The 21,208-nt window shown below is 61.0% G+C and carries 20 protein-coding genes and 1 riboswitch; of the genes, 14 read left to right on the forward strand and 6 right to left on the reverse strand.

The window, feature by feature from the left end:
* Positions 1-7: 7 nt before the first annotated feature.
* On the reverse strand, positions 8-1,270 hold the full coding sequence (purD, locus tag BSF79_RS09265; protein WP_090269610.1) for a phosphoribosylamine--glycine ligase: 1,263 nt from the start codon (positions 1,268-1,270) through the stop codon (positions 8-10).
* Positions 1,271-1,357: 87 nt separating this feature from the next.
* Between purD and xseA the strand changes: the two genes are divergently transcribed.
* Positions 1,358-2,899, forward strand: coding sequence for an exodeoxyribonuclease VII large subunit (xseA, locus tag BSF79_RS09270; RefSeq protein WP_090269611.1), 1,542 nt, complete (start codon positions 1,358-1,360; stop codon positions 2,897-2,899).
* A gap of 64 nt (positions 2,900-2,963) precedes the next feature.
* Here the strand turns inward: xseA and BSF79_RS09275 are convergent, their stop codons facing one another.
* Positions 2,964-4,013: an alkane 1-monooxygenase gene (locus tag BSF79_RS09275; RefSeq protein WP_090269612.1), complete on the reverse strand. Its 1,050-nt coding sequence runs from the start codon at positions 4,011-4,013 to the stop codon at positions 2,964-2,966.
* Between the two features lie 163 nt (positions 4,014-4,176).
* Positions 4,177-4,566, reverse strand: coding sequence for a hypothetical protein (locus BSF79_RS09280; protein WP_090269613.1), 390 nt, complete (start codon positions 4,564-4,566; stop codon positions 4,177-4,179).
* 121 nt (positions 4,567-4,687) lie between these two features.
* Between BSF79_RS09280 and BSF79_RS09285 the strand changes: the two genes are divergently transcribed.
* The 5 genes from BSF79_RS09285 to BSF79_RS09305 all read left to right on the forward strand — a co-directional run bounded on the left by BSF79_RS09285 (position 4,688) and on the right by BSF79_RS09305 (position 8,439).
* Positions 4,688-5,335: a lysoplasmalogenase family protein gene (locus BSF79_RS09285; RefSeq protein ID WP_090269614.1), complete on the forward strand. Its 648-nt coding sequence runs from the start codon at positions 4,688-4,690 to the stop codon at positions 5,333-5,335.
* Between the two features lie 101 nt (positions 5,336-5,436).
* Positions 5,437-6,486: a signal recognition particle-docking protein FtsY gene (gene ftsY / locus BSF79_RS09290; protein ID WP_090269615.1), complete on the forward strand. Its 1,050-nt coding sequence runs from the start codon at positions 5,437-5,439 to the stop codon at positions 6,484-6,486.
* Positions 6,479-6,913, forward strand: a complete 435-nt coding sequence (locus tag BSF79_RS09295) for a hypothetical protein (protein ID WP_090269616.1) — start codon at positions 6,479-6,481, stop codon at positions 6,911-6,913. The genes ftsY and BSF79_RS09295 overlap by 8 nt, the downstream gene beginning before the upstream one ends.
* Positions 6,910-7,812 carry an EamA family transporter gene (locus BSF79_RS09300; RefSeq protein ID WP_090269617.1) on the forward strand — a complete coding sequence of 301 codons (903 nt, stop codon included), beginning with the start codon at positions 6,910-6,912 and terminating at the stop codon, positions 7,810-7,812. The genes BSF79_RS09295 and BSF79_RS09300 overlap by 4 nt, the downstream gene beginning before the upstream one ends.
* Positions 7,813-7,821: 9 nt before the next feature.
* On the forward strand, positions 7,822-8,439 hold the full coding sequence (locus tag BSF79_RS09305) for an inner membrane-spanning protein YciB (protein WP_090269618.1): 618 nt from the start codon (positions 7,822-7,824) through the stop codon (positions 8,437-8,439).
* Positions 8,440-8,469: 30 nt separating this feature from the next.
* Here BSF79_RS09305 and BSF79_RS09310 read toward each other — a convergent pair whose 3' ends face one another.
* Positions 8,470-9,177, reverse strand: a complete 708-nt coding sequence (locus tag BSF79_RS09310) for a glutathione S-transferase N-terminal domain-containing protein (protein ID WP_090269619.1) — start codon at positions 9,175-9,177, stop codon at positions 8,470-8,472.
* Positions 9,178-9,201: 24 nt separating this feature from the next.
* Positions 9,202-10,143: a DUF726 domain-containing protein gene (locus tag BSF79_RS09315; protein ID WP_090269620.1), complete on the reverse strand. Its 942-nt coding sequence runs from the start codon at positions 10,141-10,143 to the stop codon at positions 9,202-9,204.
* Positions 10,144-10,259: 116 nt separating this feature from the next.
* Positions 10,260-10,336: riboswitch (SAM riboswitch) on the forward strand.
* A gap of 58 nt (positions 10,337-10,394) precedes the next feature.
* On the opposite strand from BSF79_RS09315, the gene metZ reads away from it, so the two are divergent.
* The 5 genes from metZ to BSF79_RS09340 all read left to right on the forward strand — a co-directional run bounded on the left by metZ (position 10,395) and on the right by BSF79_RS09340 (position 15,560).
* Positions 10,395-11,576, forward strand: a complete 1,182-nt coding sequence (metZ, locus tag BSF79_RS09320) for an O-succinylhomoserine sulfhydrylase (protein ID WP_090269621.1) — start codon at positions 10,395-10,397, stop codon at positions 11,574-11,576.
* A 151-nt stretch (positions 11,577-11,727) separates the two neighbouring features.
* Positions 11,728-12,828, forward strand: a complete 1,101-nt coding sequence (gene folE2, locus BSF79_RS09325; protein WP_090269622.1) for a GTP cyclohydrolase FolE2 — start codon at positions 11,728-11,730, stop codon at positions 12,826-12,828.
* Positions 12,829-13,068: 240 nt separating this feature from the next.
* Complete coding sequence (locus BSF79_RS20220; protein WP_090269623.1) at positions 13,069-13,566, forward strand: hypothetical protein; 498 nt, start codon at positions 13,069-13,071, stop codon at positions 13,564-13,566.
* 137 nt (positions 13,567-13,703) lie between these two features.
* Positions 13,704-13,931: a hypothetical protein gene (locus BSF79_RS09335; protein WP_090269624.1), complete on the forward strand. Its 228-nt coding sequence runs from the start codon at positions 13,704-13,706 to the stop codon at positions 13,929-13,931.
* A gap of 180 nt (positions 13,932-14,111) precedes the next feature.
* The gene (locus tag BSF79_RS09340; RefSeq protein WP_090269625.1) at positions 14,112-15,560 is read left to right on the forward strand and encodes a TrkH family potassium uptake protein; all 1,449 of its coding nucleotides are present in this window, start codon (positions 14,112-14,114) and stop codon (positions 15,558-15,560) included.
* Between the two features lie 13 nt (positions 15,561-15,573).
* Here the strand turns inward: BSF79_RS09340 and BSF79_RS09345 are convergent, their stop codons facing one another.
* Positions 15,574-17,322 carry a trypsin-like peptidase domain-containing protein gene (locus BSF79_RS09345; RefSeq protein ID WP_090269626.1) on the reverse strand — a complete coding sequence of 583 codons (1,749 nt, stop codon included), beginning with the start codon at positions 17,320-17,322 and terminating at the stop codon, positions 15,574-15,576.
* A gap of 164 nt (positions 17,323-17,486) precedes the next feature.
* Between BSF79_RS09345 and BSF79_RS09350 the strand changes: the two genes are divergently transcribed.
* Genes BSF79_RS09350 through glyS form a run of 3 tightly spaced genes read left to right on the forward strand, consistent with a single transcriptional unit; the run spans position 17,487 to position 21,197 of the window.
* On the forward strand, positions 17,487-18,419 hold the full coding sequence (locus tag BSF79_RS09350; protein WP_090269627.1) for a glycine--tRNA ligase subunit alpha: 933 nt from the start codon (positions 17,487-17,489) through the stop codon (positions 18,417-18,419).
* Positions 18,419-18,943 (forward strand): DUF6446 family protein, encoded by a 525-nt coding sequence (locus BSF79_RS09355; RefSeq protein ID WP_090269628.1) that lies wholly within the window; start codon positions 18,419-18,421, stop codon positions 18,941-18,943. Before BSF79_RS09350 ends, BSF79_RS09355 begins: the two co-directional genes overlap by 1 nt.
* A 1-nt stretch (position 18,944) precedes the next feature.
* Positions 18,945-21,197: a glycine--tRNA ligase subunit beta gene (glyS, locus tag BSF79_RS09360; protein ID WP_090269629.1), complete on the forward strand. Its 2,253-nt coding sequence runs from the start codon at positions 18,945-18,947 to the stop codon at positions 21,195-21,197.
* Positions 21,198-21,208 lie beyond the last annotated feature (11 nt).

A 21,208-nucleotide genomic window follows, 5' to 3' on the forward strand; every position in this document is an offset into this window, starting at 1 on the left:
CGCCCGATCACAACGCGCGCCAGCCGATATCTCGGCGGCAAAACCCCTGTGGCCAGTCAACCTTGTCGACCATCGCATAGGCGCGCTTTTGCGCTTCGGCCAATGTTGCGCCGCGCGCGGTGATATTCAGAACCCGCCCGCCGTTGGCGACGATCTGACCGTCTTTTTCTAAGGTGCCGGCATGAAAACACATTTCAGAGCTTGTCTCGGGAAGGGCGTTCAGCCCCTTGATCTCGCTGCCCTTTTCATAGGCGCCGGGATAGCCATTTGCCGCCATCACCACCGTCATCGCATGATCGTCAGCCCAGTTCACCCGCATTTCGGCCAGGCTGCCCTCGGCGGCAGCCTGCATCAGGTCCAGCGCTTGCGCGCCCAGACGCATCATCAGCACCTGACATTCCGGATCGCCAAAGCGCACGTTATATTCAACCAGCCGCGGCTGGCCGTCCTTGATCATCAGCCCGACGTAAAGCACACCCTGATAGGGCATCCCGCGCGCGGCCATCACGTTCATTGTCGGAATGACGATTTCATCCATCGCCTTTTGCGCGATCTCGTCGGTCAAAACGGGTGCGGGCGAATAGGCCCCCATGCCGCCGGTGTTCGGACCGGTATCTCCGTCACCAACACGCTTGTGGTCCTGCGCGGTGCCGATCGGCAGCGCGTCCTTGCCATCACAAAGCACGAAATAGGAGGCTTCTTCGCCCTCCATGAATTCTTCGATCACCACCTCGGCCCCGGCCGCGCCAAATTCGCCGCCAAACATGTCGTCCACGGCGTCCAAGGCTTCGGCCTCGGTCATGGCGACGATCACGCCTTTCCCTGCGGCCAGACCATCGGCCTTGACCACAATCGGCGCGCCCTGCTGCTGGATATAGGCCTTGGCGGCAGCGGCATCGGTGAAATGGCCATAGCCCGCGGTGGGGGCGTTCGCGGCGTCGCAAACCTCTTTGGTAAAGCTTTTGCTGGCCTCAAGCCGGGCCGCAGCCTCGGACGGGCCAAAGACCAGAACACCAGCCTCGCGCAGGCGGTCAGCGACACCGGCGGCCAAGGGTGCTTCGGGGCCGACGATCACGAACTCGATGGCGTTCTCTTCGGCGAAATTGACCACCGCCGCACCGTTCAGGATATCCAGATCGGCACAATCGGCGATAGCGGCAATCCCGGCGTTGCCCGGTGCCACGATCAGCTTGTCGCATTTGGGGTTCTGCATTACCGCCCAGGCGATGCTGTGTTCACGCCCGCCGCTGCCGAGGATCAGGATATTCATGGCGCATCTCTCCGCTTGTCGCTTGGCCTTGGTTTCATGGCGTTCTAAGGTGCCCGAACCGCAGACACAAGATAGGCCAAGCCCCCGATGTCCGATCTGATTGACGATGACGCCTCTGGCGTGAACGCCCCGGAATTTACTGTGACCGAGTTGTCGGGCGCGGTGAAGCGTCTGATCGAGGGCGAGTTTTCGCATGTGCGGATCCGGGGCGAGGTTGGACGCGTGTCTATGCCGCGCTCGGGGCATATGTATCTGGACCTGAAAGACGACCGTTCGGTGATTTCCGGGGTGATCTGGAAAGGCGTGGCGGGGCGCTTGGCGACCCTGCCCGAAGAGGGGATGGAGGTCATTGCAACCGGGCGGCTGACCACCTTTCCAGGGCAGTCAAAATATCAGATCGTGATCGAGGATATCAAGCCCGCAGGCGCCGGTGCCCTGATGGCGATGCTCGAAAAACGCAAGGCGGCGCTGGCGGCAGAAGGGCTGTTTGACGCCACGCGTAAGCAAGAGCTACCCTATCTGCCCGAAGTGATCGGCGTTGTGACGTCGCCCTCGGGGGCGGTAATCCGCGATATTTTGCACCGGTTGCGCGACCGCTTTCCGCGCAAGGTGCTGATCTGGCCTGTGGCGGTGCAGGGCACGGCCTGCGCGGCAGAGGTGGCGAATGCGATTCGCGGCTTCAATGCGATGACAACGGGCGGCGCGATGCCCCGGCCCGATCTGATCATCGTGGCGCGCGGTGGCGGCTCGATCGAGGATCTGTGGGGCTTCAACGAAGAGGTGGTCGTGCGCGCGGCGGCAGAATCCGAGATACCGCTTATTTCAGCGGTTGGGCACGAGACCGATACCACGCTGATCGACTATGCCGCCGATATGCGCGCGCCGACACCAACGGCGGCGGCAGAGCTGGCCGTGCCGGTGCGGATGGAACTACTGGGCTGGTTGGAAACTCAATCGGCACGCCTTACACGGGCGCTGACGCAGGGGGTGGGCCAACGTGGCCAGCGCCTACGTGACTTGTCGCGCGCATTGCCACGGGCCGATGCCCTGCTGGATGGGCCGCGCCAGCGGCTGGATGGCTGGGGCGAGCGTTTGCCGCAGGCCTTGACCCGGTCGGTGCAGTTGCGCCGGGTGCGGCTGTCCGACACCTCAGGCGCGCTCCGCCCGGCCATGCTGCGCCGCGGGCTTGAGGCCGACAAGCGGCGCCTGAGCGCGACAGCGCCGCGCTTGCCCACCGGGCTGCAACGGGTGGTGGATGCCCGGCGCGAAGCACTTGGACGCCGGGCAGATCGGTTGAGCATCGCGCCGCTGAAGGCTGATCTGAAACGAAAGTCCGATGATCTGCTTCGGCTGTCGCTGCGTCTGTCGGATGCCGGCGGGCGACAGATCGACAACTGGAGCAAACAGATCGAAGCGCTTGAGCGCTTGCGCGAAACGCTGGGCTATAAGGCAACCCTGCAGCGCGGTTATGCCGTTGTACGCGGCGATGGCGATGTTGTGACCTCGAAAAAATCCGCAGCTCAGGCCGCATCGCTCGAGATTGAGTTCGCCGATGGCCGCCTGACGCTGGGCGGCAAACCCCCACGCAAAAAGCCGAAAGATACGCCTGAACAAGGAAGCCTGCTTTGATCCGGGCTTCTTTCTGATCAAAATACTCACGGGGGTGAATTGGCCAAAGGCCAAGAGGGGGCCGTCAGCCCCCTTTGCCGCCGCCCGCCGCAGGCGCCATGACGGCAACAGTCCGGGGATCCATCAGCCTGCGCCAAAGCCCGGGCCACAGCGCGATCACCGCCATTACCGGCAATGAATGCGGCAGAATGGGCATCGTTGCCTCCAACTGCAGCGCTGGATAGGGCCGCGTCGGGTGCATGTGGTGATCGGAATGACGCGGCGCATTCAGCATCATTGCGCTGGAAAACCAGTGTGGTGTGTTCCATGAATGTTGCGGGCCGACAGGTTCAGGGCGACCATCTTCCCGCAGGGGGCGGCGCAACCCATAGTGCTGCACATAGTCCGACAGCAGCATCTGAAGCTGCGCATAGGTGGCAACCGCCAAAACCGCGATCACGCCCGGTGCGCGCGCCAAAACAAATGCCGCCGCAAGCGTCGCTACCGCGCCACCGATATACCCGGCATAGGGGTGGCTCCAGGCGGGCGGCGGCGGGGACAGTCGCCCACGCATCCGGGTTTCCGCCTGCCATCCTGCCCGAAACGCACCGATCCACGAACGCCGGGCAAAGCGCCAGAAGCCCTCGCCAAGTCGAGCCGAGCTTGGGTCCTGATCTGTGGCCACATGAATATGATGGACCTTCGGGTGCGCCGAGGCATGATGGCCGATCAGTAGCGTGATATAAACCATCTTCCCCAAGCCCCGCAGCCAGCGATTGCTGCGGTGGATCAGCTCATGCGCGTTTGGATGCGCAACTTGGCCGAAGAACAGCCCGTATCCCACCCAAAGCCCAATCCTTTCCCACGCCGACAGGGCACTTGCCCCACTGAGAGACCAGACCGCCAGCCCCAGAAGCGGCAAGTGCAGTAGGCCCAGCATCACCGACAGCCCGTCCCCGCTAGGAAATTCAGCCCTTGAGGCAGTCTGCGCCACGACCTTTTCCCCCAGCCGGTCCATCGCAAAGACAAAGACGGTGATGAACAGAACCGCCAAACCGATCCAGATCCCACCCCAGACGCTGCCCAATGCCAGCAACAACGCAGGTGTCAGGGTTGCGAGGGAAAAAAGCAGCATTCTAGGCCTCGTGTGGATTTATCTTCGGGCAGATCAGGCGAAAGATCGGCAGGCTCTGCATGGGATTTTGATCGTGTGCGTTTACGCGTCGATTTATCGTGAAAGTGAAATTTCGCGAGTGGATTTCGAGAGGGTGGTGCGATTTTCGACGGAAAAAGACAAGTCAAACCCCGACATCTGGGCCCAGGCACACCATCGGCTCATCCGACTTCCCGACCTCATAGAGCACAGTTTGCGAGGGATCGTTCTCGAACCGGGCAACAAGCCCCTCGGCGCTTTCAAAGAAGCTCCAGCATTGCGGGTCGGGGTTGTCTTCATAGACAAAGCAGATCTGGTCATTGCTCTCAAACCACTGGCCTTCCTTGCATTTGCCATCCAGAAAGGACCACCGCACGCGCTTGCCGTCCAGATATTCTTCTCCACCATAGGGTTGGCTGTCTTCGGCATAGTAAAAGGTCTTGCCACGGGTATAGCTGTCGAATTCGGTCGCGGTCATCGCCTGCTGCGCCTGAGCCGGGACCGCAAGAAATAGAAGTGGAACAAAATGTTTCATAAGATCATCTTGGCCGGGGGCGGGCGCATCGCCAAGCCCCGATTTCCTTACTGGCGGAAATCCCCGCTGCAAGGGGGCACCGCAGGCGGCGGACTGCGGAAAAAATGGGAGAAGCCCCGATATGCATGACGAACTGCTGATCTTCGCTTTGGCTGGGCTGGCCTGTGCCTGCCTGTATTGGGGCGTTTATTGCTGGCGCGGGCCAAGCTGGGGCAAGACCATAATCAAAACAGCAGCGATCGCGCTGCCTGCTCTTGGTGTGACGTTGGTCGGGGCACCGTGGCTTGCGGTTGCCGGGCTTTGGGCCTGTGTGCTGGGTGATTATCTTTTGTCGCGGCCCGGAGAAGCCACGCTGAAAGCGGGGATCGGGGCGTTTGCGCTTGGGCATGTGCTGTATGTGGTGGCGTTTCTGGCCAGTTTTGGCTGGGGCGCGGGACCGGACGGGGTGACTGTTGGCGTAGTGGCTTCGCTGGTGTTGCTGGGGCTGTCGACCGAGATCTGGCTGACGTCGCGCACGGGCGGGCTTCGTGCTGCGGTGCGCGTCTATGTCGGGCTGATCCTGACGATGGGCGCGGTGGCTGCGTTGCCGTCGATGCCGCGTGAAACGCTTCTGGTTGGGGCGCTGCTGTTCATTGCCTCTGACCTGATCTTGTCGCTGGACCTGTTCGTTCTGGCCGGAGGCTGGTTTCATCGGCTGACGCCCTTCTTAATCTGGCCGCTTTATGTCGTCGCACAAGTCTTTATCATAACTGGATTTATCCGGATCTAGTGAGGGTCGTGGCGCAGAGTTGTCCACAGGCAAATCCGCAACGGGGCTTTCCACTGCCGGAAAGAATGTCTAGGTGAGGTCAAACACCTGCGGAGGGCCGTATGTCTTTTTTCGGCAAGCTCAAACAACGACTGACCAAATCATCCTCGAAGTTGGGGGAAGGTCTGGATTCGATTGTCGACGAGGGCGGCCAAGCCGTTGTCGATGCCCCCGCTGAGTCGGTCGTGGCGGATGAGCCGACCCAAACCGAGCCCGCACAAGCCAAGCCGGGAATTCTGGGGCGTCTGGTCGGGCGGACAGATGCGGCACCAGTGGTGCGCCGTGCGCTGGACGACGAGATGCTGGAGCAGCTGGAAGAGCTGCTGATCTCGGCTGACATGGGCGTGGATACGGCGCTGCGGGTTACCGCAAATATCGCCGAAGGCCGGTTTGGCCGCAAGCTGTCGGTGGAAGAGATCAAGGGGCTGCTGGCGGCGGAAATCGCCCGCATCATGGAGCCGGTGGCGCGCCCCCTGCCGATCTATCCCAAGGTGCCGCAAGTGGTGCTGGTGGTTGGGGTGAACGGCTCGGGCAAGACGACGACGATCGGTAAGCTGGCAAGCCAGTTCCGCGCGGCCGGTAAATCAGTGATCATTGCGGCGGGCGATACATTTCGCGCGGCGGCAGTAGAGCAGTTGCAGGTCTGGGGCGAACGGGCGGGGGTGCCGGTTCTGACCGCGCCCGAAGGCTCGGACCCGGCCAGTCTGGCGTTCGATGCGATGACCAAGGCCGAGGCCGAGGGCGCCGATCTGTTGCTGATCGATACCGCAGGACGGTTGCAGAACCGTGCCGACCTGATGGAGGAGTTGGCCAAGATCGTGCGCGTGATCCGCAAGAAAGATCCCAGCGCACCACACAATACTTTGCTTGTGCTGGATGCGACCACGGGGCAGAACGCCCTGAGTCAGGTTGAAACCTTCCGCAAGCTGGCGGATGTGTCCGGGCTGATCATGACGAAACTGGATGGCACGGCCAAGGGCGGTGTGTTGGTGGCATTGGCGGACAAATTCGGCCTGCCGATCCATGCCATCGGGGTAGGCGAGCAGATCGACGATCTGCAAGCCTTTGACCCGGAAGAATTTGCAAAGGCGCTGACGGGTCTGGATGCTTGAAATACATGAAACACTGAGCGGCGATCTCGGATGGGATGACGTGTCGCTCTATGCGGTTGTGGATGATCTTCTGTGGTCGGATCGCCTTGGCGTGACCCCGGCGGATGAAATCTGGCCGGACGGGCGGATACTTTATGCCGAATGCGTCGTTTCCGACGGCGGCGAGGTTGTCGGGCTTGGGCGGCTGGTGTGGGACATGCACATTGAGGGCGCGGTGCCAACCATTCACGATCTGTGCCTGCGCCCGAAGTATCGCACGCCCTTCGTGATTGACACGATGGAGTCGGTCCTGATCGATTATTACGCCGAAGAGGCGGCAGGCGGCGAGGTGGTTCTGGGCTATGACGGGCGCGAGATCGACATCTCGGAACGGGTCGAGCGGTTGCGCGACCTCGCCCTTGGCTATGCCGAGCAGCGCGTCATATGACCGCTTGGCTGGCCGGATTGGAGGGGACGGCCGCCGGACATCAGCTGGCAATGTATCTGGCGCTTCTGGCGGCGTTTCTGCACGCGGTTTTCGGCGCGTTGCAGAAGGGGCGGCATGATCCCTGGCTGACGCGCGGGTCGGTTGATCTGTTCAACTCACTGCTGGCCCTGCCGTTTGTGCTTTTTGTCGTGCCCTTTCCCGAGCCGCATATGTGGCCCATCTTTGCCACCGTCTTTGCAATCCATATGTGCTATAAGCTGTTGCAGGCGCAGGCTTATACCAAAGGCGCCTATACGGTTGTGTACCCTGTCGTGCGGGGCACCGGGCCGTTTTTCACCGTGATCGGTGCCTATCTGTTGTTTGGCGAGGTGTTTACTTGGGTGCAATGGGGCGGCGTGGCCGTGCTGTTGGCGGGGATTTTCGGTCTGGCGCTGTACAACATGATGTATCTCGAGCTGAACCGCGACACGCTGGGGGTGGCGATGCTGCTGGCAGTGGCGACCGGTCTGTTTGTGGCGCTCTATACGACCTATGACGCGTATGGCATCCGCGCCTCGACCAATCCGTTCACCTTTCTGGCGTGGTTCTTTCTGTTCGAGGGGCTGGTGATGCCGCTCTTCGCCTTCCTGCGCTGGCGCAGTATGTTCAACCCGCCCGACGCCCTGCCGTTGCTGGCGCGTGGGGCGATTGGGTCGGTGGTGGCATTTTTCAGCTTTGGCTCCGTCATGATGGCCACCCGGCTGGATAAGGTGGGCGAAGCGGCCGTGTTGCGCGAAACGTCGACCGTTTTTGCGGCGCTGATCGGCTGGCTTGTGCTGAAAGAGACGGTTGGACCACGCCGGATTGCGCTGATGACCTTGATCGCCATCGGAGCAGTCATAGTTGAGATGGGAGGCTAGGAGGCAGGTATGTCAGGCAAGACAATCAATCCGATATTGAAAACCGTGCTGGAGATCGGGCCGGTCGTGGTCTTCTTCGCTGCATATCTGTTGACGCGCGAGCGGATGTTCACGATTGGTGGCACCGAATACGAGGGGTTCATCCTTGTCACCGCCGGGTTTATTCCACTGATGATCCTGTCCACCGTGTTGTTGTGGAAACTGACCGGCAAGCTGTCGAAGATGCAGATCGTGACGCTGCTGCTGATCGTGGTATTTGGCGGGCTGTCGGTCTGGCTGAATGATGACCGGTTTTTCAAGATGAAGCCGACGCTGATCTATCTGTTGTTCGCCGGCGCACTTGGGATCGGGCTGTTGCGCGGCGAAAGCTATCTTCAGGATGTGATGGAGGGGGCCTTGCCGATCAGTCACGAGGGCTGGATGGTGCTGACCCGGCGGTTGGCGGGGTTCTTCTTTGCGCTGGCACTGCTGAACGAGGCGATTTGGCGGACGCAAAGCACAGACACTTGGGTGTATTTCAAGACCTTCGGGCTGACGGCGGCGGTGTTCTTGTTTTTCATGACCCAAGGCGGCGTGCTCAAACGCTATAGCACCGAGGCCGAAGGCGGCGACAGCAAAGACGGCTGAGGCGGCACTAAGGCCGCCCCGCCTAAGGTGTCACCCCTTCTGACCGAACAGCACCTTCTGCGCGTTCTTGTTGTCCTGAAGGTTGGCGCGCTTTTCGGCAGCCACGGCCTTGCCTTTTTGCACCGCGGGGCGCGCGCCGACCAGATCAAGCCAGCGTTTCAGGTGCGGCTTGTCGTCCAGTGACTGTTCCTGCCCTTCCCAAAGGCACGCCCAGGGCCAGATCGCCATATCGGCGATGGAATAAAAATCCCCCGCAACATATTCGTTTTCCGCCAATTGCGTGTCCAGCACCCGGTGCAGGCGCCCCACCTCGTTGCGATAGCGGTCCTTGGCATAGGGCAGATCGTTCGGCGGCTCCATCGCGGGGGCGTATTTGAGAAAGTGATGCGCCTGACCCGCCATCGGACCCAGTCCGCCCATCTGCCACATCAGCCATTGATCGACTGCAATCCGGTCCCGTTCGGTCGGGCCGCCGAATTGCCCGGTTTTACGGGCCAGATATTGCAGGATCGCGCCGGATTCGAAGATCGAGATCGGCGCGCCGTCCGGGCCATCGGGGTCGATGATCGCGGGCATCCGGTTGTTGGGGGCGATTTTCAGGAAATCGGGGTGAAACTGCTCACCTGCGCCGATATTGATCAGGTGAAGGGCATAGGGCAGGCCCATTTCTTCCAGCGCGATGGAGATTTTCCATCCGTTGGGGGTCGGCCAGTAGAAAAGGTCAATCGGTGTGGTCATCTGCGCGCTCCATATTGGTCGCGCTTATGATGGTGCTTTTCCGGTCAGGGGCAAGGAGTGAGGCAGCGCAGGCCATGCAAAAAGGCGTGACCAGCGCGGGGCTGGCTGGTCGGGCAGAAGCGGGCGCAGCTGTGCCAGCGGATGCCGTTGCGGCGCCCGCAGCAACGCGCGGTACAGGTCAAACACGCCCGGACGCAGATAGGCCGACCAGTGGCAGACCCGCCGTTGGGGGGGATCAATGCGAAATCCGTGCCACGCCAGGGCGCGCAGTGTAACCGGATCATCCAGTTGCAGCGTCAGCGCATTTGGTCTTTGCGACAGATGCGCCCCAATGGTCAGGTCGCCGCGCACTGGCGGGGAAATCAGCCGTTCCAGCAAGAAATCGTAGAAATCGTTTTCGCGGCTGGTAATGTTGATCACCTCGGCGCTTTGGCCTGCGGGGCTGTTCAGGGCCTCGTTGGCGTGGGTCTGATATTCGGCGCCAGCCAGCAGGATCACCCGGTTTACGCTGTGGCCGGGCAGTCGGCGCAGCGCAGACAGTACGACGCGCGCCCCCATTGAATGCGCCAAGGCGTGGATGGGGCGATGTGGGGCCAGTCGGCGCAGGGCGGCGATGACCTGCGCCAGATCAGCCCCCGCTTCTTCGGCCCGCGCATAGGCCTGCCAGACGCTGCCGCGCGCCGACCAGCCAAACGCTAGCCCCAGCCCCTCGTCGGCATTTGCGGTACCAAAGCCAAGTGCGCGCGGCCAACTGAGGGCTTTGGGGCAGTCGTGGTCCTCGCGCATCGACAGGATGTGATCATGCGGGCAGTTGTCAGCCGATCCGGGCGCGAATTTATAGCCATGCACCATGATAATCACCGGCCCGTCCCCGTTGGCGGCATGCGCCAGCGTGGGCATCAAAGGTCGATCTGCCCCGTGCAGCCGGGGGCCATTATTCGTTGCGTTGATCCGTAGAAGGGGCATTTCCCCGTCCCTCCACTACATCTTGTGATCAGGGCTTAGACGAGGGATACGAAACCGGGATGAAAATAAGATTACAGAACCGTGACGGTGTTGACGTGATCCGCACGCGGGCGTATCAGAATTTTCGTGGCGATTTGTTACCGGATTGCGGGCCACGTTAAATATTCCGCTAAAAGGTCAGGATGAAGGAGCCCCCTTTCGCTTGGCCGCGTCGGGGGTTTTTTTATGGGCGGATCGCCCGGAGGAATGACATGAGCGAGAACTGGAATAAACGTACCAAGCTGGTGCACGGCGGCACCCGCCGCAGCCAATACAACGAGGTCAGCGAAGCAATTTTCCTGACTCAGGGCTTTGTTTATGACACCGCCGAGCAGGCCGAGGCGCGGTTCCTGAAAGTGGGCGAGGATGAATTCATCTATGCCCGCTATGGCAACCCGACCGTGGCGATGTTCGAAGACCGGATTGCGATGCTGGAAGGCACCGAAGATGCCTTTGCCACCGCCAGCGGCATGGCGGCGGTGAACGCCGCGCTGATGTCGATGCTGAAGGCGGGCGATCATGTGGTCGCGGCCCGCGCGCTGTTTGGCTCGTGTCTGTATATTCTCGAAGATATTCTTGGCCGCTTCGGCGTCGAGGTGACGCTGGTTGATGGCACCGATCTGGGCCAGTGGCAGGCGGCGCTGCGTTCGGACACCAAGGCTGTGTTCTTTGAATCGGTGTCCAACCCGACGCTGGAAGTGATTGATATCAAAGCTGTGGCCGATCTGGCCCATGCCGTCGGCGCGCTGGTGCTGGTGGACAACGTGTTTGCCACACCGGTGTTTTCGCGCGCGGTCGATTTGGGCGCCGATGTGGTCATCTATTCGGCCACCAAACATATCGACGGGCAGGGGCGCGCACTTGGCGGTGTGATCCTTGGCACCAAGGAGTTTATCCGCGGCACGGTCGAGCCCTATCTGAAGCATACCGGCGCCGCGATGAGCCCGTTTACCGCCTGGATCATGCTGAAGGGTCTGGAAACGATGGATCTGCGGGTGCGGGCGCAGGCCGCCAGCGCGCTGGCAATTGCCGAGGCGCTGCAAGGCCATGCGGGGCTGGAGCGGGTGGTCTATCCTGGTCTGCAGGCGCACGAGCAGCACGCGTTGACCGTGGCACAGATGGGTGAGGGCGGCACGGTACTGTCCTTCGATATTCGTGGCGGGCAAGAGGCGGCATTCAAGTTTCTGAACGCGCTGAAGATCGCTGTGATCTCGAACAATCTGGGCGATGCGAAATCCATCGCGACCCATCCGGCAACCACCACCCATCAACGTCTGCCCGCCGAGCAGAAGGTGGAATTGGGGATCACGCCGGGACTGATCCGGTTCAGTGTCGGGTTGGAGGACACTGATGATCTGGTGGCCGATCTGCGTCAGGCGCTGGATCAGATCTGAAACGGGATGGGCCGGAGATGTCCGGCCCTTTCCAGATCGCATCGTAAACAGTGATCCGACAGGTCATTTCCGGCATATACCCCTGCGATATTGGCAATTCGGGCTATCTGACACTAGATTAGTGTTTGCCACAGGATCGAAAGGGCACAAAATGAACCTCCACACGCCGGAGATTGATCGCCATCCCAGCCGGGATGAGGCCGCCGAGGCGCTGCAACAGTTGCGCGCCTGGGCCACCCGTGCGACGCCCGCTGAAATCGCCGATCTTGATCCGTCGCTGGCGCGCCTGTTGCCACATACGGCCGAGGATAGCTATCCGGTGCTGTCGCGCAGCTATCCGCATGCGTTCGAGGTGGATGCCGCGTATAAGGATGATTTGCCCGATCTGCAAAACGGTCCCAGCAGTCTGATCCGGGGTGCGCGCAAGCCGATCCAGCATGTTGGGATCTCGAATTTCCGGCTTCCGATCCGCTTTCACAGCCGTGACAGTGGTGATCTGGCGCTGGAAACCAGCGTGACCGGCACGGTCAGCCTTGAGGCGGAAAAGAAGGGCATCAACATGTCCCGGATCATGCGCTCGTTCTATGCTCACGCTGAAAAAACCTTTAGTTTCGAGGTGATACAGGCCGCGCTGGACGATTACAAAGCCGATCTGGAAAGCTTTGATGCGCGGATCCAGATGCGGTTTTCCTATCCCGTTCGGGTCGAATCGCTGCGATCGGGGCTGCATGGGTATCAGTATTACGACATCGCGCTAGAGCTGGTTGAACTGGCGGGGCAGCGCAAGAAGATCGTGCATCTGGACTATGTTTATTCCTCGACCTGCCCCTGTTCCTTGGAGCTGAGCGAGCATGCCCGCCGCGCGCGGGGGCAGTTGGCGACGCCGCATTCGCAGCGCTCGGTCGCGCGGATCTCGGTTGAGGTAAAGGACGGTGACTGCCTGTGGTTCGAGGATGTGATCGACATGGCGCGCGCGGCTGTGCCCACTGAAACTCAGGTCATGGTGAAGCGTGAGGACGAGCAGGCCTTTGCCGAGCTGAACGCAGCCAACCCGATATTTGTCGAGGATGCCGCGCGGCTGTTTTGTGCCCAGCTTGAGGCCGATCCGCGGGTCGGCGATTTTCGAATCGTCGCCAGCCATCAGGAAAGCCTGCACAGCCACGATGCGGTCAGCATCCTGACCGAAGGCGACACGTTCACCTGCGACAGCATCGACCCACGGTTGTTCAACACGCTGTATCACGTCGGTTAAACGTCGGTATTACGTCGGTATTGCGCCTGTATTTTTGGCGCTTGGCCGAATTGTGCCGGGTTATCGGGCGCGCCGCTGAATGTGAGCGCGTGGCCCGTGCGGAACATTTGCGCGGGAGCCGGGTCGGGCGCCAACACTGGAGTCGGCATCTGTCCGGATTGCGACGCATTTCTGTGTCGCATTGCCTTTACCAGACGGGCCTAGGCTGGTGTCATTGACTCCGAATGGAAAGGACACGCCATGATCCATGTATTGAATCCCTATCAGTTGTCGACCGCGATGTTTCGGCTGACAAGTTACACGTGGGAAACGCAGCTGCGCATGGCCCGTGCGATGACGACGATGACAGCAGAAACCGTTATGTATTTCATGCATCCTCAGGCCGAGGTCACGACGCCAGAGCCGGTTGCCGCGACGCCAGAGCCGGTTGCCGCGAAGCCAGCGCCAGAGCCGGTTGCCGCGAAGCCAGAGCCAGAGCCAGAGCCGGTTGCCACGAAGCCCGCGCCTGTTGCCACGAAGCCAGAGCCAGTTGCCACGAAAACAGAACCTGCTGCTGCGACGCCGAAAGCCGCCGCGAAACCTGCCGCGGTGAAAACCGTTGCTGCGCCAGAGCCCACCAAGGCGCCCGAGGAAAAACGCCCCCGCGCGCCGTCGACGCCACCAACCATGCCCGAGGCGAAAGCGACGCCCCGACCGCGTAGAGCCCGCAAGGTCGCGCCGAAACCCACGATCCAGTGATAATGCTGCGTTGCGCGAATCTGTGCTGCATTGCAGCATTTGCAGGGCCGCTATGAGGAAATGGCAGTGGTAAAGTCACAGCTGCTGACCTAATTTAGAGGCAGGGAGGAAACCAAACAAACGAATTGAGGTTTCCGATGGCAACGCAAGCAGCTGACGTCATTTTTTCAAAAGGTGGTATCCGCGAGCGTGTGGATGCATTCTTTGCCAGCATGGGGCAGGGTTTCAACGCGTATCTGCATCACCGGTCGCGGTATGACCAGATCCAGAAGATGAACGCCAAGTCCGATGCAGAACTGGCCGAGATGGGCGTAAAGCGCGATGACATTCCGCGTTATGTGTTCCGCGATCTGTTCTATATCTGATCGTAATCTGATCGCATCGAACTGGGGCGCATTGTCCCGGTTCTTGACTGGCTCCACGCTGTACCAATCCAGCGCGGAGCCTGATCTTTTGATAGACGTGCCGTCACAGGCGGGTGTCTATTCGCGCCGCAGCGCTGCTGTCATCTTGACAGTTTGAGCAGCGCACGCCAACGCTGCGCCATGTTTGATCTGCGACCTGTCGGATATGTAATTGGCCTGTTGGTGGCGGCGCTTGGGCTGACCATGCTTCCGCCGATGATGGTGGATGTGGCCGAGGGCCGCGCGCATTGGCGCGTCTTTGCCGAAAGCGCTATGCTGACCTTTGTGACCGGTGGGCTGATCGCGCTGGCCTGTCAGAACGGCACCCGCGAGGGGCTGAGTATTCAGCAGACATTCTTCCTGACAACCGGCGTGTGGCTGGCGCTGCCGATGTTTGGCGCGCTGCCGTTTATCCTGGGCGAAACGCAGGCACGACCGGTGGATGCGTTTTTTGAGGCGATGTCGGGTCTGACCACAACCGGGGCCACGGTTTTCACCGGGCTGGACACTCTGCCCAAGGGATTGTTGCTTTGGCGCGGAATCCTGCAATGGCTGGGCGGGATCGGGATTATCGTTGTGGCCATGGTGTTCCTGCCCGAGTTGCGAGTCGGCGGGATGCAGATTTTCCGGTCGGAAAGCTTTGACACGATGGGGAAGATCCTGCCGCGTGCCACGGCGATTGCCTCGCAAATCTCGGTGATCTATCTGGCGCTGACGCTGGCCTGTCTGTTTAGCTATATGGTATTGGGCATGGGTGCGTTTGACGCGACGGTGCATGCGCTGACAACGGTGTCGACCGGCGGGTTTTCAACCTATGACGCCTCGTTCGGGGCATTTTCCGGCCCGCTGGAATACGTCGCCTCGATCTTCATGATTCTCGCGGCGCTGCCGTTCGTGCGCTATGTGCAGATGATCAACGGTCACCGCACCGCTGTTTGGCGTGACAAGCAGGTGCATGGGTTCTTGCTGACCATTGGCGTGCTTGTGATCGTGACCACAATCGTTCTGACGACGATTTTCCCGCACCATTGGGAGCAGTCGTTCCGCGAGGCACTGTTCAACATTACCTCGATCATATCGGGCACGGGCTATGCCAGTGTGGACTATATGAACTGGGGCAGCCTGTTGATTGCGATGTTCTTTTTCATTGGCCTGATCGGAGGGTGCGCCGGATCAACCGCGTGTTCGGTCAAGATTTTCCGCTATCAGATTTTGTTCGCCTCGATCCGGGCGCAGTTGAAGAAGACGCAGTCGCCGCATGGTGTGTTCACCCCGCGTTATGAGGGGCGCAAGATCGACGATGACGTGTTGAATTCGGTCATGTCGTTCTTCGTGTTTTTCATCGCGTCGCTGGGGGTGCTGTCGGTTGCTCTTGGGATGACGGGGTTGGATTTCACCACCTCGGTCACCGGGGCGGCATCGGCTTTGGCGAATATCGGGCCGGGGTTGGGGGATCAGATCGGGCCTGCGGGCAATTTTGCCGGGCTGAACGACACCGCCAAGTGGCTGTTATCAATCGCAATGCTGATCGGTCGGTTGGAGCTGATGGTGGTTTACGCCATGCTGACGGTGGCGTTCTGGCGCGCCTGAGCTGGAGCGGGGTTTAGTCCCAGCAGCCGACCAGAACCGTCATGCCACCGGCCATTGTGCTGACATCTTCGGGGTCCATCTGACCCAGCTGATCGGTGGCGTTGGCGCTGAGCCCGAGGCGGGTCAGAACCTGACCGATCGAACCTGAATCCAGCGCAAAGCTGACGTCATCGGGCAGTTTCTGTGTGCCGTCGGGGCGCGGCAGCAACATGCCCAGAACATTGCCGCCCGCATCAAAGACCGGGCCGCCTGCATCGCCGGGCAGGGCGTTCAGTGTCAGGCGTTTCAGCTGTTCCTCGCCGCCCAATCCGCGCAGATCGGCCAATGTGCCAAAGGTCAGGGTCGGTGCACCCAGAACGCCGCCATAGGAATAACCGGCCACCGCCACATCCGATTGCAGGCGCGGGGCCGACAGTTGCAGCGTGGCAACCGAGATCGGCGCAAGCGTGGCCGTGGGGCGCAGGATGGCAATTCCAAGCGCCTCGTCGGTGCTGAGCACCTGCGCCTCGATGTCGGTGTCCAGCGTGATGCGGCTGCACCCGGTCACGGCCTGCGTTGTGGTCACGACCGTGCCGTTGGCATCGCTGTAAAAGCCCGAGCGCGTCAGGCGCGGCTTGCGGATTTCCAGCCCGGCAACCAAGTCGATGCTTTGGTCTTCGTTATTGCCGGCAGCGGCGCTAAGCACACCGCCCGTGCGGGCAAAACTGGCCTGCATCTCGCTGAGCAGGCGGGTGCGGCGTTCTTCGTCCCCGGCGGGCCAGACGAGGGTGAAGCCCTTGATCTGCCCATCTTGCAGGGTGGCCTGCGTGTGCGAGACGAAATCCGCGCCCTGACCGATCAGCATGAAGTCATTGCGGCCACGCTCGCGCGGGCCTGCGGCGGGCACGATCGCCAGCGTCTGCATAATGTCGTAGAGGCCGAACAGCGTGGCCTGATTGCCAGTCTGCGAGATCAGCAGCACCTTGGCTGGAATGTCGCCGGTGGCGGCGTAATGCGCAAAGGGGGCTTCGTATTTATCGAAGGCAACAACCCCGGTGGGTAGCTTCATTTCGATCCCGGCGTCATGATCCTGCACCAGACGCAGGTCCAGCCCGTCCAACACGGCGGTGTACTGTTTGTACAGGGCGGCGCGTTGGCGGGTGGTCAGGATGCCGGTGGCGTCATAGCCATTGGCCTGTTGCCACGCGGCCATCGAGCTGCGGGTGCCACGGCCGAAGGCGCCATCAATGGCGGAGTTATAGAAGCCTGCCCATTTGAGCATGGATTGCAGCTCCATCCGCTCTTCGCGGCTCAGTAGCGCCTCGCTTTGGCGGGCTTCGCGCGGGGTTTCATCGGATTCGGCCACGATGACGGGGGCAGGCGATGCAGTGTCAGTGATGGCGGGGCTGTTATCGGGGGCGCTGGGGCGTGCAAGGGCGGGGCTGGCCAGGGTATCGACGCCGATGGGCCAGAATTGCCGACGAAAGTTGGAGGAGAAGGCGATATAGCTGTCGCGCGGGATCTTGCCTTCGGCGCGCAGCACACGCAGCACCTGTTCGGCATCGCCGCGCTGATAGGGGCCAAGTGCCACCGCGTACCAGCCGCCGCCAAGGGCAAAGCCGTTCACATCCTGCAACTGCGTGGCGTAGTCGCGGATTCTTTCCTGTGCGGCGGTCAGGCTGGGCTGCGCCTCGACCTGAACCCAAACCGGGTCTTCCTGCGCCATCAGACTGCGCGTTGACAGGACCACAACGAAGAAAACCGAAACCAGAAATCGCATCATATCGTTAAATGTCCTTGCCCGTCGGCGTTTGTGTGCTTGCAGCGTGTTTTATCAAATCATGCTGCATGTGCACCCAAATAATGCAGTTCCCCGCAATTGACCCCGACCGCGCCCCGCCGTAGGTAGAGCACGCGATTTCAACGGGGCCGAACAGGGCAGGGATCATGGCAGAAACCATCAGCAAACCGCGTAGTTTTCAGGAAATCATCCTGCGGCTTCAGGGCTATTGGGCCGAGCGGGGCTGTGCGATCATGCAGCCCTATGACATGGAAGTGGGCGCGGGTACGTTTCACCCGGCGACAACACTTCGGTCCTTGGGCACCAATCCTTGGGCTGCGGCCTATGTGCAGCCGTCGCGCCGCCCCACGGACGGGCGCTATGGCGAGAACCCGAACCGGATGCAGCATTATTATCAGTATCAGGTGCTGATCAAACCCAGCCCGCCTGATCTTCAGGCGTTGTATCTGGGCAGCCTTGAGGCGATCGGCATCGACATGAACCTGCACGACATCCGCTTTGTCGAGGATGATTGGGAATCCCCGACGCTGGGTGCATGGGGGCTGGGCTGGGAGGTCTGGTGCGATGGTATGGAAGTGTCGCAGTTCACCTATTTTCAGCAGGTCGGCGGGCATGACTGCCATCCGGTCTCGGGCGAGCTGACCTATGGGTTGGAGCGTCTGGCGATGTATGTGCTGGGCATCGATCACGTGATGGACATGCCCTACAACGATCCGCAAAGCCCGATCCCGCTGAGCTATGGCAATGTGTTCCGCCAGACCGAGCAGGAATACAGCCGCTGGAACTTTGACGTGGCCAATACCGATATGCTGCTGAAGCATTTCGAGGAGGCGGAGGCCGAATGCGAGGCGATCCTGACGCACGACCACATCGATCCCAAGACCGGACACCGTATCATCATGGTGCATCCTGCCTATGACCAATGCATCAAGGCCAGCCATCTGTTCAACCTGCTGGACGCGCGCGGCGTGATTTCGGTGACCGAACGGCAGGCCTATATCGGGCGGGTGCGGGCATTGGCGAAACAGTGCGCGGATGCCTTTGTGCAGACCGAGGCCGGCGGCTGGGTGGCAGAATGATGGGCAAGATACTCGCGGGGGTGATCGTGATTGCGGCTTTGGTGGCAGGGGTGTCGATGTACTACCTGCAGGTTTACGCGTATTATGACGAGATCGTGGCCACGGGCGTCGATGACGTGCAGATGACCGCGCTGTCGTCGGGCCTGCCTGAACCGATTGTGTACGAAGACTTCAAGGCAATCGATTCCGAAAGCTCGCCGATCCGCTATCGCGCCTGTTTCACCACGCCGCACAGTCAGGCGATGCTGAGCGAAACCTTCCAGAGCTATGACCAGGCGGAACCGTTGATCGCGCCGGGTTGGTTCGACTGTTTCGACGCCAAGGCGATTGGTGCCGCGCTGGAAAGTGGGCAGGCACTGGCCTTTATGGGCACGCCCGACATTCACTATGGTATTGACCGGATCGTTGCCGTGCTGCCCGATGGGCGCGGCTTTGTCTGGCACCAGATCAACCGCTGCGGCAAGGTTGTCTTTGACGGTCAGCCCGCGCCCGCCGATTGCCCACCTGCCCCGGAAGGCTACTGATATGCCCGATTTGCTGATCGAACTCTTCTCGGAAGAAATCCCCGCGCGGATGCAGGCGAAGGCCGCTGAAGACCTGAAAAAGCGGGTCACCGACGGCCTTGTCGAGGCTGGGCTGACCTATTCCGGTGCTGCCGCGTTTTCGACACCGCGCCGGTTGGTGCTGACACTGGATGGCCTGCTGGACCAAAGCCCGACCCTGCGCGAAGAACGCAAGGGCCCGCGCGTCGATGCGCCGACGAAAGCCATCGAAGGCTTTCTGCGCGGTGCCGGTCTGACCCGGGATCAGCTGCAAGAGCGGGACGAGAAAAAAGGCGCGGTGTTCTTTGCCGTGATCGAAAAGCCGGGTCGCCCCGCCGCAGAGATCGTGGCCGAGGTGCTTGAGGCGACAATCCGCAATTTCCCATGGCCCAAGTCGATGCGCTGGGGCGCGGGCAGCCTGCGCTGGGTGCGCCCGCTGCATTCGATCCTGTGCATCCTGACGACCGAGGCCGGGGCCGAAGTGGTGCCGATGGATATCGACGGTATCAAAGCGGGTAATTCCACCGAGGGGCACCGTTTTATGGCCGCTGGCCGCTTCGCGGTCAGCTCGTTCGACGACTACCGCGCCAAGCTGAAGCGCGACCACGTGATTCTGGACGCGACCGAGCGCGCCGAACATATCTGGCACGACGCCACCAATCAGGCCTTCGCCAACGGGTTGGAGGTGGTCGAAGACCGCGGTCTTCTGGCCGAGGTGGCCGGGCTGGTCGAATGGCCGGTGGTGCTGATGGGCGAGATTGGCGAGGATTTTCTGGGTCTGCCGCCCGAGGTTTTGCAGACCTCGATGAAAGAGCATCAGAAGTTTTTCAGCGTGAAAAACCCGAAAACCGGGCGGATCGAGCGGTTCATCACCGTGGCCAACCGTGAAACCACGGATCACGGCAAAACCATTCTTGCGGGCAATCAGAAAGTGCTGGCGGCGCGGCTGTCGGATGCAAAGTTCTTTTGGGAAAACGATCTGCGCGTGGCCAAGGCCGGAATGGGCGCATGGACCGAACAGTTGTCGAATGTGACGTTCCACAATCAGCTGGGCACGCAGGCCGCGCGGATCGACCGGATTGCGGCGCTTGCGCGCGAACTGGCGCCGGTGATGGCGATCGAACCCGATCTGGCCGAGCAGGCGGCGCGTGTTGCCAAGGCCGATCTGTCGTCGGAAATGGTCTATGAATTCCCCGAGCTTCAAGGGCTTATGGGCCGGTATTACGCCGAGGCCGCAGGCTTGCCGCAAGCGGTGGCCAATGCCTGCGAGCAGCATTATTCGCCGCTTGGCCCGTCGGACGATGTGCCTTCTGAGGCGGTTTCGACCATCGTGGCGCTGGCTGACAAGCTGGATACGCTGACCGGGTTCTGGGCGATTGACGAAAAACCCACCGGGTCGAAAGACCCTTACGCGTTGCGCCGCGCCGCGCTGGGGGTGATCCGCATCATCCTGACCGGTGATCTGCGCATCAATCTGGACCGGTTCATCGACAGCCAGCTGCTGAAGCATAAAATCAGTCTGACCCGCTCCTCGGCTCAGGCCGGAGAAACCGAAGCGCTGGAGGAGATGCTGGACGAGATAGCCGATCACGGCGTGTTCGGCGCGGCCTTTCATGCGGTGCTGGATCGGCTTGCCGGCAAGGATGATGCGCCTGATATGGAAGACGGCTCGCTGCTGCGCACCGTTGGCGATGCGATGCCGGATCTGAGCACGGATTTGCTGGCCTTCTTCCATGACCGGTTGAAAGTTTACCTGCGCGATCAGGGCATGCGCCATGACGTGATTGATGCCTGCCTTGAGATGCCCGGCAGCGATGACCTGACCCTGTTGGTGAAACGTGCCACCGCGCTAAGCGATCTGCTGAAGACTGATGACGGGGAAAACCTGTTGCAGGGCTACAAGCGCGCCAACAACATTCTGACTCAGGCCGAAGAAAAGGACGGGGTGGAATATTCCTTTGGCGCGGATGTGAAATACGCCGAAACCGACGCCGAAAAGGCGCTGTTCGCGGCGCTGGACACCGCCGAGGCCGCGATTTCCCCAGCAATGCAGAACGAGGATTTCGAGGTGGCAATGCGGGGCATGGCGGCCTTGCGTGCCCCGATTGATGCGTTTTTCGAGGCGGTGCAGGTCAATGCCGACAACGCCATCGTGCGGCGCAACCGTCTGAATTTGCTGGCCCGGATCCGCAATATCTGTCTGTCCGTCGCTGATCTGTCACAGATCGAAGGCTGAGCAGGCCCGCA

Origin of the sequence: Thalassovita taeanensis, assembly GCF_900110775.1 — a bacterium.
Classification (GTDB): Bacteria; Pseudomonadota; Alphaproteobacteria; order Rhodobacterales; family Rhodobacteraceae; genus Litorimicrobium; species Litorimicrobium taeanense.